The following is a 12,262-nucleotide window of genomic DNA, read 5'->3' as shown; positions in this document are numbered from 1 at the left end:
CGAGATGGGGGCCGTCGCCTCTACGCCGAACAGTTGAGAAGGGTCAGTCGCCGGACTTCAGCCCTCGGCTCGGCACGGTGGGGGTACTTGCCGCCTCGGCCTCCGCCTTGGCGTCGTTCACTGCGGCGGCGGCCTGCTTCGTGGCCTCGTCGACAGCCGCGGCGGCGTCGAGTGGAGCGGCGGCGTCGAGTGGAGCGGCGGTGTCGAGTGGCGGTGTCGATTCCGCCGGGGGCTCCGACGCCTCGCCTCCGCCCGGTGCTTCGTCAGTGCCGATGGTGGTTGTTGCCGGAGCCTGCGCATGATGGGGGAGTCCCATCGCTGAGCGGTCGCCGAACGCGCTGGTGACGGTGCGAACCGCCTCGGTGAGCTCTCCCGGGATCACCCAGAACGTGTTGTTGTCGCTCTTCGCCAGGTGGGGGAGCGTCTCGAGGTACTTGTAGGCCAGGATCTTCGGATCGGCGTTGTTGCGGTGGACGGCCTGGAAGACGCGCTCCACCGCCTTTGCCTCACCGTCCGCCCGCAAGATCATGGCTTGTTGTGTGCCCTGTGCTTCGAGGATGTCCTTCTGCTTCGTGCCTTCCGCGGTGAGGATCTTGGCCTGCCGTTCCCCTTCGGCGTGCAGGATGGCCGCGCGCTTGTCGCGCTCGGCCCGCATCTGCTTCTCCATGGCCTCTTTGATGGTGTGGGGCGGATCGATGGCCTTGATCTCGACGCGGTTGACCCGGATGCCCCACTTGCCGGTGGCGTCGTCGAGGACCGCACGGAGCTGGGCGTTGATCACCTCACGCGAGGTGAGCGTCCCCTCCAGGTCCATGCTGCCGATGACGTTCCGCAGCGTGGTCACGGTGAGCTGATCGATCGCCTGCAGGTAATCGGCGACCTCGTAGGCCGCTGCCCGTGGGTCGGTGACCTGGTAATAGAGCACGGTGTCGATGTTCACCACCAAGTTGTCCTCGGTGATCACCGGCTTGGGATCGGACGAGTAGACCTGTTCGCGCACATCGAGTTTGGTGTTGATACGGTCCGCCACCGGCAGGACGAAGTTCAGTCCGGGCTGCAACGTCCGGCGAAATCGGCCGAACCGCTCGACGTTGTAGCGACGCGCTTGCGGGACGACCCGCACGGTGGAGGCTACGAGGAAGACGACGACGATCGCCGCCACGAGAATCAGGATGAATACCGGTTCCACGTTTCCTCCACTGCTAGGGATTCAGCCGTTCATGGAAGGAGTTCGCGGGGATAGACGATGGCCGTGGCGCCCTCGATCTCCATCACGTCCACCAGCCCGCCTACCGGGATCACCTGGCTTTCGTCGAGGGTGCGGGCGGACCATTCCTCGCCGGACAGCTTGATCAGGCCGCGGGTGGCGGTGACCTCTTGCAGGACCTCGGCCCGCTTGCCGATCAGCGCGTCGCTCCCCTCGCGTGTGAGGGGAGGCTGTGCCATATGCCGCAGAGCGATCGGACGGATGATCACCAAGCCCGCTGCCCCAGTCGCTGCGAGAGCCACGAGCTGGCCGAGAATGCCGACGCCCACACCGGCGACTATGGCCGCTACCAGCGCGGCACCCGCCAGCAATCCGAAGACGAGGGTCAGGGTGAAAAACTCCACGGCACCCAGTGCCACGGCGGTGAGCAGCCATACGAACCACGGCATCGGACGGCCTCCCTCAGGGGGACTCCTTATCCAAGCTACCTTCCGGAACGCCTGACAGACCAGGTTTGTCCCGCACCAGCCAGGCGGCGGCCGCACCAGCCCGGGCGGCGGAACGAATGTCGATGATCGTCCACGGTGGCGTGTCAGTGCGCTCTCAGGGGTTAGTAGACGTACGTCAGTCCTACGAAAGCTGAGGAGTGCCAGATGAGTCACCCCCTTTGCCGGGCCCCGGCGACCGGGAGGACCGGACCCGCCTGGCAGCGGTTGTACGGGCGGCTCACCACAAACGATCGCTTTGAAAACCTGGCCCCCCGTGACTGAGGCGGGGCAGGGCTCCGACGACGGATCGGATTCAGCTCAGTGACCATTGCCGATGCGGTCTTCGCGTGGCTGGGAGTGGGAGCGTTGCTCGCGGCGGTGCTGCCCCGGGTGGTGGCCGGGCGGCCCCTGTCGTTGCCGGTCGTGTTCCTGGTGAGCGGCACCATCGTGTACGCGCTGCCGCTGCCCTTGCCGGCGGTGGACCCGGTGGAGCAGCGGCTCGTGACGGAGCACGCCACCGAGGTCTGCGTCATCATCGCCCTGATGGGCGCAGGACTGGCGCTCAACCGCCCGGTGGGCCGACGGCTGTGGGCCTCTACCTGGCGTCTTCTCGGCGTCACGATGCTGTTGACCGTCCTGACGATGGCCCTGGTCGCGTGGTGGTTGCTGGACTGGCCGCCGGCCGCCGCGCTGCTGCTCGCGGCGGTCCTCGCACCCACAGACCCGGTACTCGCCTCAGAGATACGCGTGGGCGAGCCCACCGAGGACAAACACGATGAGGACGAGGTGCGGTTCGCCCTCACCAGCGAGGCGGGCCTCAACGACGGCCTCGCCTTCCCCCTGACGTACGCGGCCATCGGGCTGGCCGCCGCCGCGGGCAGCGGCTGGTCCGCGGAGTGGATCGGCCCATGGGCGGCGAAGGACGTCGTCCTCAAGTGCGTCATCGGCGTGTCGTGCGGGTTGCTGATCGGCAAGCTGCTGGCCTGGCTGTTCTTCCGGACCCGCTCCTCCGTACTGCGGCTGTCCGAGCACCGCGAAGGGTTCGTCGCGCTGGCCGCCACCTTCCTGGCGTACGGGACGACCGAACTCGCGGGAGGTTACGGCTTCCTCGCCGTGTTCACCACCGCCTGCGCCGTCAGGGCGGCCGAGCGCGCCCACGGCTTCCACAACGTGCTGCACGATTTCGTCGAGCAGATCGAGCGGCTGCTGACCGCGACACTGCTGTTCCTGCTCGGTGCGTTCATCGCGCTGGGCGGCCTGGCGCCGCTGACCTGGCAGGGTGCCGTGACCGCCCTGCTGCTCCTGCTGGTGGTCCGGCCGCTGGCGGGGTGGGCCGGACTGCTGGGTGGCAGCTTGCGGGGCCAGGAGCGCTGGGTGGTGGCGAGCTACGGGATCCGCGGCATCGGTTCGCTGTACTACCTCGCCTACGCGCTGGGCCAGCAGGACTTCCTGGTCCCGGAGCGGGAGTTGTGGGCGGTGGTGACCTTTACGGTGCTGGTCTCGGTCGTGCTGCACGGTGTCACGGCCGGCCCGGTGGTGGCCCGCCTGGACCGGCGGCGGACCACAGAGCCCTCCGGGCAGGGGGAGACGCGGCAGCCTGGCCGGGGCCCGATGCGGCGCGCAGAACGCGACCAGAACTGACCGCGGGTTCTGCGGCACGACGTGGTGACGCTGCGCCAGGGCTTCCTCCGCGAGCACGGGCGGCGCTCTTGCCCTGTTCGGGTGCTCTTCCTTCAGCACGCACCTTCGGTACAGTCTCTTTCGCTGACGTCGGACCGCGCGGGGTGTCCTAGGCCGGGTGAATTCAGTGAGTCGGCAGGTGAGCTTCGAGCGGGCGTTCGCTGCGCTGCCCGCGGGTCGCCAGGCCGTGTCCGTCCTGGACGCACGCCGCCGCCTGGTGGGCTGCCTCGAGTATCAAATCTGCCATGTGTGCCGCATCGGATACGTGGTCAATATCGCCATCGCCGGTCACTGGCAAGGACAGGGGCTCGGCCGTCAGGCGCTGCACACCGCCATGGAGCCCTGCGGGGACTACACCTGGTCCACGTCACGGCAGTCGCCCGATGGGCGGCGCTTCTTCGGCGCGATGGAGGAGGAGTTGGAGATCGCTTTCCCTGCCGGTGGTGTGCGGTGCTCGCACATGACGCCATGACGCCATGACGGCGGGGCGTCCGGGCCGGTGACCGGCATCGCCGACTCCTCAGCGGGCGCTGCCGAGGTTTCGGTCGGCGTCGGCGCCTTCGAGCATGAGGGTTACTTCCTCGATACGGCTGAAGCGGCCGTCGGGTGCGAAGCCGCCGAACAGGTAGACCTCGGTACGCACGGTGGATCCGTCCTTCTTGGTGATGTGGACCGTGTGGCGGTCGGCGTAGTGGATGCCGTCGGACAACTCGTCGTGGACCTCGACGGAACCTTCGGCCACGACGGTACGCAGGTGGGCGATGTGCTCGAGGAAGCCTTCGCGGTCGTCCCACTGCCCGTTCGTGCGCTGACGGTAGTCGGGGGCGAAGTGCCGGTCGGCGGCCTCGTGGTGGTCGAGGCCAGGGTTGAAGAGCAGGTCGGTGAGGGCGGTGACGATATTGGTTCGGTTCATGGCGGAATCCCTTCGGAGCACTGCATCTGGGCAGAGCCTCACATCGGAGCATGCGTGCGTTGCGCACGCATCCAGGGGAGCGTAGCCCATATGCGTGCGCCGCGCACGCTATCGTGAGGGTGTGGAGAGAAATGTGGGCCATGAGATCGCCGACGCCCTCGGTGTGCTGCTCAAGCGCAGTACGCGCATGGGGCTGTATCGAACCCTGACCGTCGGCTTGGGGGAGGCGGTGGACGAACTGACCTATCCGATCCTCAGTGGGCTGGACAGGACCGGGCCGCGCAGCGCGGCCGACCTGGCGCCCGACGTGGGGATCGACCGGTCCGGCGTCACCCGCCGCGCCACCCGACTGGAGACGGCCGGACTCGTACGGCGCGAACCTGACCCCGCTGACCGGCGCGCCACCCTGCTCACCCTCACCGACGAGGGCGAACGCACCGTCGCGATACTGCGCCGGCGCCTGTCTGACCACATCACGACCAGCCTGGCCTCATGGCCGGCCGACGAAGCGACGGCCTTCGCCCGCCAACTCCACCGGTTCGTCACCGACGGACCATTCGCCTAGCCCCACAGGGCTCACCGGGCTGTGGGGGCACTCAGGTTTCTTCCCATCCGCCCCTAATGGACAGGCATATTCGGGGCAGGCCCGGCCGTACGCGGCATGGGTGGTACGCACGGCCGTCCCGCCTCCACGCCGCCTCAGCGCGGGAGTCCAGAGGCGGTGGGAGCAACACACCCGGCAACCGCACCCCTGCGGCACCGGTGTACTGGCGAGTCTCCCCGGGCAGCACCCGCTGCACACCGTGCTGAACAGAATTCAGCGGAAAGACAAGACGCGTTGCGTCCACTCCGGTCCACCGAGACACTGAGGCACCTGGTCAGGCAGGCTCAGGTGCGTCGGACTCGCCGCCAGGTGGCGGGCGGTCAGGGGCCGGGGACGGCCTTGGCGCGGGGGTTGCGCTCGAAGACCGACCAGAACGAAGACGAGCAGTAGGTGCAGTTGGGGCCGAAGTACAGGCCACGAGCCTGCTCGTCGCGCATGAGGTGGAAGCGGAACCACGCGGTGACGGGGCCGTGCAGGCCGGGGATGCCGTAGTGGTCGGCGCCGCGTTGTTCGGCGTAGACGGCAGGCACCTGGGTGGCCTGGCTGTAGGTCCTGCGGACCGTCGAGGGTGACACGATCGTGTCGTTCTGACCGGCGTAGAACACCGCGGGGCCCCGCACCCGGCTACCGCTGCTGAACGCGAGGGGGTAGATCGGCGCGATCGTATCCACTCGGGGATCGGCCCCGGCGTCGACCGCCGCCCCGCCGCCGAAGGAATGGCCGGTGGCACCCACGTGGGCCAGGTCGACCTTGCCCTGGTAGGGGCTGCCCGCCCGGCCATTCTCGGTTGTCAGGTAGTCCAGTCCCTTCAGCATGGGACCTCCGGTGCCCGCGTTGCCCTCCGCCGCGGCGACGATGAAGCCGTGCGACGCGAGGTGGTTCAGCAGGGGCGCATACCGGTCGAGACCGGATCGGGCTCCGTTGTTCCACAGGACGACCGGGTGTGTGGTGCAGCCCAGGGCACCCAGGTCGGCCGGCCGGAAGACAGTTGTGCCCCGGCCGTTGGACGCGGAGCTGACGGCGAACGGGCCGGGGGCGGCCCACTGGCCGTCGACCGACGGGCAGGTCGAGGTCGCCGCCTCGGCCGCGGTGGTGCCCGTGACACCGCCCGCCGCCAGCAGAGCCAGGGCTGCGAGCGCGGTGCCGATGGCGCGGCTCGCACCATGACGTTTCAGGGCTCGGGACAGGGAAGCCATGATTCTCCTCTGTTTGAAGAAGTGCCGTCTGTTCGAAGAAGTGCCGTCTATAGCGGAATTGGGGGGACGGGACTTGCGTGTGATCGGCGGGCCACGCGGCCTGCCTGCTTCAACACTCAGCCGACATGTGCTCGAAAAGTATGGGCGCGGCCGTGCTGTTGCGGATGTCTTCGACGGTGGTGCCCGGAGCGGTCTCCACCAGGGCCAGGCCGTCGGGCGTCACGTCGAGGACACCGAGGTCGGTGATGACGCGGTGGACGCATCGCTCACCGGTGAGGGGCAGTCCGCACTCTTCCAGGATCTTCGGGCTGCCGTCCTTGGCGGTGTGGTCCATGAGGACGATGACGCGGCGCGCGCCGTGGACGAGGTCCATCGCGCCTCCCATGCCCTTGACCATCTTGCCGGGGATCGTCCAGTTGGCGAGGTCACCTTGCGCGGAGACCTGCATGGCGCCGAGGACCGCGGTGTCGATGTGGCCGCCGCGGATCATGCCGAAGGACAGGGCCGAGTCGAAGAAGGCGGCCCCGGGCAGGACGGTGACGGTCTCTTTGCCGGCGTTGATCAGGTCGGGGTCGACCTGATCCTCGTACGGACAGGGCCCGGTGCCCAGGATGCCGTTCTCGGAGTGCAGAACGACGTGCACGCCGGGTGGGAGGTGGCTGGGGATGAGGGTGGGCAGGCCGATGCCGAGGTTGACGTAGGAGCCGTCGGTGAGTTCGGCGGCGGCTCGGGCCGCCATCTGCTCGCGGGGCCAGGTCATCGGGAACGTACCGTCCTCTTCTCGATCGGCTTGTCGGCCGCCTGGGACTGGGTGAGCTGGACGACGTGTTGGACGAAGATGCCCGGCACGTGGATGTGGTCGGGGTCCAGTTCGCCGGGTGCGACCAGTTCTTCGACCTCGGCGATGGTGGTCCGGCCGGCCATGGCCGCGAGCGGGTTGAAGTTGGCGGCGGCCCGGCGGAAGACGAGGTTGCCGTGCTGGTCGCCGCGCCAGGCCCGCACGAGCGCGTAGTCGGTCGTGATGGCGTGCTCCAAGACGTACGTGCGTCCGGCGAAGACCCGGGTCTCCTTGGGCGGTGAGGCGAGCGCGACCGTTCCGTCGGGGGCGTAGCGCCAGGGCAGTCCGCCGGCGGCGACCTGTGTGCCGACCCCCGCCGGGGTGTAGAAGGCGGGGACACCCGTGCCGCCGGCCCGCAGCCGTTCGGCGAGCGTGCCCTGGGGCACCAGTTCCACTTCCAGTTCCCCGCTCAGGTACTGGCGGGCGAACTCCTTGTTCTCACCGACATAGGAGCCGGTGACGCGCGATATGCGGCCCGAGCCCAGCAGGACCCCCAGGCCGCGTCCGTCCACACCGCAGTTGTTGGACACCACTTCGAGGTCATCTGCGCCCTGCTCGTGGAGCGCCCGGATGAGCGTGTCGGGTACGCCGCTGAGGCCGAAGCCGCCGACGGCCAGAGACACTCCGGCGGGGATGCCGGCCACTGCTCGCGAGGCCGAAGGCATCGTCTTGTTCATGGGGAATAGGGCCCTTCGTGTGCCGCGCACCGCGGATCGGCCGCACCGACAAGTGCTGCGTCGGTCCGCCGCGGAGGGCACGGAGGTCGAGGTCGGCGGGAGGACGGGGTGAAGCCGGTGGCGTGCCGGGAGCCGTCGGGTGCGGCGCCCGGCACGGCCGGTGCACGGCTCCCTCGACCGGGCGGTGTGTCAGGCGTTCTCGTGCGCGGTGATGAACGAGCGCATCTTCGCCAACGCCGTGGCGTTCGAGATGATCCTGAGGTGGTTGGGTGCCATCGGCCCGCTCATCAGATAGTTCTCGTCGGCGCCTGCCAGCTTCGCGGTGTCGGTCGGGGTGGCGTTGTAGTCCGCGGTCGACCTGATCGTGAGGTAGTCGATCTTGTCGTTGAAGGGGACTTCGGAGGGATTGTTCAGGGCCTGGAGGAACGGGGTGTTCGGGGAGGCGAACTGCTGGCAGGACACATACCACTGGCAGCCGTTGTTGGCGGTGCCGTGCTGCGGTCCGGCGAACCCGATGTACTGGGAGACCTTGTCCGCGCCGTCGAGGTTCTTGATGTAGTACCGGGCGGCCAGGGTGGAGGCGGACCACGTGGCGAGAACGACCTTGGCGGCTCCGGTCTGGTCGCGGACCTGATCGACCTTGGCCGAGAGCTCCTGTGCGGCCTTGGCCAGGTCCTGCGTCATCGAGCTGCTGTCGGTCCAGGTGAACAGTCGGTTCGAGGGCCAACCGCCGGTCTGCAGACTGGACTTCATGGTGTTCATGTTGGCCGGTGAGCCGGTCATGCCGGGGATCATGATCACCGGGTCGTGTCCGGCGGCGGGGGCCGACCGGGGCGAAGCGCTGGATGCCTGGGTAGCCAGGCCCAGCAGGCTCGTGGTCAGCAGGGCCGCGAGCGAGGCGCTGAGCAGCCGCCGCGCGGGGGCTGCCGGCCGGTTCCCGGTGTGGGTCGATGCCGTCCCGCTGAGACTGGTGGACGCAAACAGCATGGGGGTGCTCCTTACCGTCGTACGGTCACCGAGGGCTTATGTGCGGCTCGCACCCGGTGGGACGCCGACAGGGGTGGTGGGGTGGTGTGACACGGAGCACGCTAGAACCACCTGTCGTGGTGGGCAGATGGGCGCGGTGCACATCTTTCGCCGCCCGTGGTGTCCGCCCCAGCCATTACGTCTCGGCACCACCGGCCCGGGTGCGCGTCAGGCGTGAGTGCGGGGCCCGCACACGCGGTGTCGGCGGCGCGACCCGACGGCGCTCCCCCCGGGTGCCATGTGGGCATTGCGCACACGTCCAGCGCCGCACATATGTGCGCTGCTCCTCTCGTAGCGCCTTGTGGCGGCGTCGTACCGTCTTGGCGGCGCGGCGGGCTGCCCACGCTGTGTGGTTGTGCAGGTCGCCGCCTGTCGTGTGAGCAGACGTCCGAGCCATCGACGTGTGCACCACCTTCTGCCGCTCCGGCCTCTGCGGGCTGCGCACCTCGCCTTGTGCCTGTGGCGCTCAGGTGCGGCGAGGGCACACGTCACCGCATACATCCGCCCAGTCTTGGAGGACAGCAATGACCCGGTTCGGAATTCTCGGCGGCGGGCTCATGGGGCACGGAATCGCTGTTGCCCTCGCCCAGGCGGGGCACTGTGTCGTCGTGTATGACACGGACCCCGCGACCCTTGCCTCACTCGACGAGCGAATCGTGCGGGCACTCGAAAGGTGCGACATGCTGCCGGGCGATGTCGGGTCGGTCACCGCACGCGTCACAGCGGCGGAAAGCCTGCCGGACATGTCGTCGCGCGTGGATGCCGTGATCGAAGCCGTCCCTGAGCGACTCGACGTCAAGCATCGGGTCCTGGAGGCACTGGAAGCGAAGATCCCGGCCGTGATGCCGGTGTGGTCGAACACCTCGGTGCTCTCGGTCACCGAAGTGGCCAAAGGCATGCGGCATCCGCAACGGCTGGTGGGAGTGCACTGGTGGAACCCGCCCTACCTCGTTCCGCTGGTCGAGGTCGCCCCGGGCGCGGAAACGGACCACCGGTTCGTGCAGGAAGCGTGCGACGTGCTGAACCGGATGGGGAGGACGACGGTGCGCCTGCACCGTGATGTCCCGGGATTCATCGGCAACAGGCTCCAGTTCGCGCTGGTACGGGAGGCACTGCATCTGTTGGAGCAGGAAGTCTGCGACCCGGTGACGGTCGACACGGTCGTGCGGGCGAGCCTGGGCCTGCGCTGGTCGGCCGTCGGCCCCATGGAGAACGCGGATTTCATCGGACTGGACCTGACCAGGAACATCCTCGACAGCTTGGCGCCCCATCTGTCGTCCGCGGTCACCTTCCCCGCGCTCGACGAGCCACTCAACGCCGGACAGCGAGGCCGCGCCTCCGGGAGCGGGCTGCTGACCTGGCCGTCCGGGCGGGCCGAAGAAGTGGCGCAGCGCCTGGTGAACGGCATTCGCCGCAACCTCGTCGAACCGTGAGTGTCAGAGCCGGCCGCGGGGTCGGCGATGACGCGTTGTGCGGAGGGCGGTTCGCTTCAGATCGCTGCGGTGCCCCTCCAGCGATGTGGCGCCATACTTGCCGGACCGTAAGGGCACAGCTCGACACTTGTGCCGGACCGTAAGCGCACAGCTCGACACTTGTGCCGGACCGCAAGGGCACAGCTCGACGGAGGGCCGATGGCACAGACATACGGCATGTCTTTCCTCGAACTACTGCTCAACGACGCCGACATGGAGTCCTTCGACGAGGTGCTCGCGGCGGCACGTGCCACGGGGGAGCCGGTGGGCCGCCTCGACGCGCTGAAGGAGGAGCGGGCGATCGCGCTGCGTCTACGGGAGAGGCTGCTGCGGCACCGGCGCAACGAGGCGGAACTTCAGCTCCTCAACGACACCGCGAACGACCTGGCCTCCCTGAGGGCCCTCGACCCCATCCTCCAAGCGATAGCCGACCGGGCACGGCGGCTGCTGGACTGCGACCTGGCCTACATCAGCCTCAGCGACCGCGGCCGCGGCGACAGCTACATCAAGGCGACCGCCGGCAACATCTCCGGCCTGTTGCGTGAACTGCGGTTGCCGGTCGGCACCGGCGTCGGCGGGATCGTGGCGCGCACAGGCGAGCCGTACTCCGTCGCCTCGTACCTCACCGACGATTCCTTCGCCCATACCTGTGAGATCGACAAGACCGTTGCCGCGGAGCGGATCGAGTCCTTGCTGGGTGTGCCGGTCAAACTCAATCAAGAGGTGATCGGCGTCCTGCTGGCCGCACACCGCAGCCAGCGCGAATTCAGCAGCCGGGACATCACCGTTCTGATGATGCTCGGCTCGCACGCCGCCGTGGCCATCGAGAACAGCCGCCTGCTCAGCGCCGCCCAAGAGGCCGTGTCCGAACTGCGCATCGCCAACGACACCATCAGCTCCCACATGGCGGACCTGGAACGCACCGCGGAGGTCCACGAACGCCTCACTCGCCTGGTCATCCAGGGCAACGGCGTCGACGAAGTCGTCCAGGCCACCGCGACCGCGGTCGCCGGCACAGTGGTCGTCCTCGACGAGGAGGGCACCATCGTGGCCCGGTCCTGCGATCGGGACGCGGTACCGGCCTGCGAACTCGGCCGGCTCAGCGCGGACGCCTGGCAGGCGGGGCACACCGTGGTCCGCGCGACGCGGTGCGCCGTTCCCCTGATCACCGAGTCCGAGCCCCTGGGAACGATCATCCTGACCGCCACCGCGCAGGTCGACGCCACCGACCGGCGCATCCTGGAGAGGGCCGCACTGGTGGCCTCCCTCGTGCTCGTCACCCGCAGACGCATGGCGGAGGCCGAGGCGCGCGTACGCGGAGAACTCCTGGGGGACCTGCTGACCGCGCACAGCAAGGATCACGACCTCCTGCGGCACCGGGCCGCCCTGCTCGGCGTCGACCTCACCACCTGTCACACCCTGGTGGTGGCCCGGATCGACGACGAACTGCGCGAGCGGGTGTATGCCGCCGCCGCGGCCATCGCCCGGCGCTCCCACGGCCTGGCGAGCTCTCAGCGCAACACCGTCGTCCTCCTGCTGCCGGGAGACGACCCCCAGGCCATGGCGCGCCGAGCCGTGGATGAGCTCGCGCGGACCTCACGCCGCCCCGTCACCGCCGGGACAGCGTGGGCCGCGGACCTCGGCCATATCGCCGCCGCCTTCCGCGAGGCGGACAACTGTCTGCACGCTCTGATCGCCCTCGGCAGAACGGGGGAGGTCGCCGACACACGCGGACTCGGATTCGTCGGAGCCCTCTTCAGCGGCGAGCCCACCACCGCCTCCTTCATCGAATCCGTCATCGGCCCGGTCATCGCCTACGACCGCACCCACCCCTCCGACCTGGTACACACACTCGACACGTACTGCCGCACCGGCCGGCACGCCCGCAACACCGCACGCGAACTGCACCTGCACGTGAACACCGTCACCCAACGCCTGGCCCGGGTGAACCAGCTCCTCGGCGCCACCTGGCGCGACCCGGAACGGCTCCTGGAGATCCAGGTCGCCCTGCGGCTGCTGAAAGTCAGCAAGCCCTGACATGCCCGCCCGCGGACCGGCGCACCTCGCAGGCAGCCCCCGCGCGCGCCCAGTCCATGCAGCCCTCGGCGGCACGCTTCGTAACCTTTGCGCCTCGCGACACGAGGCATGAGCGACGGAGACG

At 68.8% G+C, this 12,262-nt stretch carries 12 protein-coding genes; 5 read left to right on the top strand and 7 right to left on the bottom strand.

The genetic code is table 11. The features are described 5' to 3' along the window. Positions 1–43 precede the first annotated feature (43 nt). Positions 44–1,189: an SPFH domain-containing protein gene (locus tag IG78_RS0102130; protein WP_030559280.1), complete on the bottom strand. Its 1,146-nt coding sequence runs from the start codon at positions 1,187–1,189 to the stop codon at positions 44–46. A gap of 29 nt (positions 1,190–1,218) precedes the next feature. Beyond that, complete coding sequence (locus IG78_RS0102125; protein WP_030559279.1) at positions 1,219–1,656, bottom strand: NfeD family protein; 438 nt, start codon at positions 1,654–1,656, stop codon at positions 1,219–1,221. A gap of 360 nt (positions 1,657–2,016) precedes the next feature. On the opposite strand from IG78_RS0102125, the gene IG78_RS0102120 reads away from it, so the two are divergent. After that, positions 2,017–3,336 (top strand): cation:proton antiporter, encoded by a 1,320-nt coding sequence (locus IG78_RS0102120; RefSeq protein WP_051852302.1) that lies wholly within the window; start codon positions 2,017–2,019, stop codon positions 3,334–3,336. Between the two features lie 178 nt (positions 3,337–3,514). Beyond that, positions 3,515–3,847: a GNAT family N-acetyltransferase gene (locus tag IG78_RS0102115; RefSeq protein ID WP_051852301.1), complete on the top strand. Its 333-nt coding sequence runs from the start codon at positions 3,515–3,517 to the stop codon at positions 3,845–3,847. 48 nt (positions 3,848–3,895) lie between these two features. Here the strand turns inward: IG78_RS0102115 and IG78_RS0102110 are convergent, their stop codons facing one another. Next, the gene (locus IG78_RS0102110) at positions 3,896–4,288 is read right to left on the bottom strand and encodes a nuclear transport factor 2 family protein (RefSeq protein ID WP_030559275.1); all 393 of its coding nucleotides are present in this window, start codon (positions 4,286–4,288) and stop codon (positions 3,896–3,898) included. A 121-nt stretch (positions 4,289–4,409) separates the two neighbouring features. On the opposite strand from IG78_RS0102110, the gene IG78_RS0102105 reads away from it, so the two are divergent. Beyond that, positions 4,410–4,853 (top strand): MarR family winged helix-turn-helix transcriptional regulator, encoded by a 444-nt coding sequence (locus tag IG78_RS0102105; protein ID WP_030559274.1) that lies wholly within the window; start codon positions 4,410–4,412, stop codon positions 4,851–4,853. 359 nt (positions 4,854–5,212) lie between these two features. Here the strand turns inward: IG78_RS0102105 and IG78_RS0102100 are convergent, their stop codons facing one another. From IG78_RS0102100 to IG78_RS43795, 4 genes are all read right to left on the bottom strand, one after another. Further along, complete coding sequence (locus tag IG78_RS0102100) at positions 5,213–6,088, bottom strand: poly(ethylene terephthalate) hydrolase family protein (protein ID WP_063760688.1); 876 nt, start codon at positions 6,086–6,088, stop codon at positions 5,213–5,215. A 109-nt stretch (positions 6,089–6,197) separates the two neighbouring features. Continuing rightward, positions 6,198–6,848: a CoA transferase subunit B gene (locus IG78_RS0102095; protein ID WP_030559271.1), complete on the bottom strand. Its 651-nt coding sequence runs from the start codon at positions 6,846–6,848 to the stop codon at positions 6,198–6,200. Continuing rightward, positions 6,845–7,603 (bottom strand): CoA transferase subunit A, encoded by a 759-nt coding sequence (locus IG78_RS0102090; RefSeq protein WP_030559269.1) that lies wholly within the window; start codon positions 7,601–7,603, stop codon positions 6,845–6,847. The genes IG78_RS0102095 and IG78_RS0102090 overlap by 4 nt, the downstream gene beginning before the upstream one ends. Positions 7,604–7,792: 189 nt before the next feature. Beyond that, positions 7,793–8,590, bottom strand: coding sequence for an esterase/lipase family protein (locus tag IG78_RS43795; RefSeq protein WP_051852300.1), 798 nt, complete (start codon positions 8,588–8,590; stop codon positions 7,793–7,795). Between the two features lie 563 nt (positions 8,591–9,153). Between IG78_RS43795 and IG78_RS0102080 the strand changes: the two genes are divergently transcribed. Both IG78_RS0102080 and IG78_RS0102075 read left to right on the top strand, forming a co-directional pair. Next, complete coding sequence (locus IG78_RS0102080; RefSeq protein ID WP_030559266.1) at positions 9,154–10,062, top strand: 3-hydroxyacyl-CoA dehydrogenase family protein; 909 nt, start codon at positions 9,154–9,156, stop codon at positions 10,060–10,062. 198 nt (positions 10,063–10,260) lie between these two features. Then, entirely contained in the window at positions 10,261–12,138 is a 1,878-nt protein-coding gene (locus IG78_RS0102075) for a helix-turn-helix domain-containing protein (protein WP_030559265.1), read from the top strand. The last annotated feature ends 124 nt before the right edge of the window (positions 12,139–12,262 follow it).

Origin of the sequence: Streptomyces aureocirculatus (genome assembly GCF_000720475.1) — a bacterium.
GTDB classification, from domain to species: Bacteria; Actinomycetota; Actinomycetes; order Streptomycetales; family Streptomycetaceae; genus Streptomyces; species Streptomyces aureocirculatus.
Note: the sequence above shows the minus strand (reverse complement) of the source record. Positions and strands in the feature narration are given on the sequence as shown.

Bases quoted from the DNA above. Each gene is read 5' to 3' on its own strand.
- IG78_RS0102125 (WP_030559279.1), bottom strand. From the start codon at position 1,656: ATGCCGTGGTTCGTATGGCTGCTCACCGCCGTGGCACTGGGTGCCGTG.
- IG78_RS0102110 (WP_030559275.1), bottom strand. From the start codon at position 4,288: ATGAACCGAACCAATATCGTCACCGCCCTCACCGACCTGCTCTTCAAC.
- IG78_RS0102100 (WP_063760688.1), bottom strand. From the start codon at position 6,088: ATGGCTTCCCTGTCCCGAGCCCTGAAACGTCATGGTGCGAGCCGCGCC.
- IG78_RS0102095 (WP_030559271.1), bottom strand. From the start codon at position 6,848: ATGACCTGGCCCCGCGAGCAGATGGCGGCCCGAGCCGCCGCCGAACTC.
- IG78_RS0102090 (WP_030559269.1), bottom strand. From the start codon at position 7,603: ATGAACAAGACGATGCCTTCGGCCTCGCGAGCAGTGGCCGGCATCCCC.
- IG78_RS43795 (WP_051852300.1), bottom strand. From the start codon at position 8,590: ATGCTGTTTGCGTCCACCAGTCTCAGCGGGACGGCATCGACCCACACC.
- IG78_RS0102080 (WP_030559266.1), top strand. From the start codon at position 9,154: ATGACCCGGTTCGGAATTCTCGGCGGCGGGCTCATGGGGCACGGAATC.
- IG78_RS0102075 (WP_030559265.1), top strand. From the start codon at position 10,261: ATGGCACAGACATACGGCATGTCTTTCCTCGAACTACTGCTCAACGAC.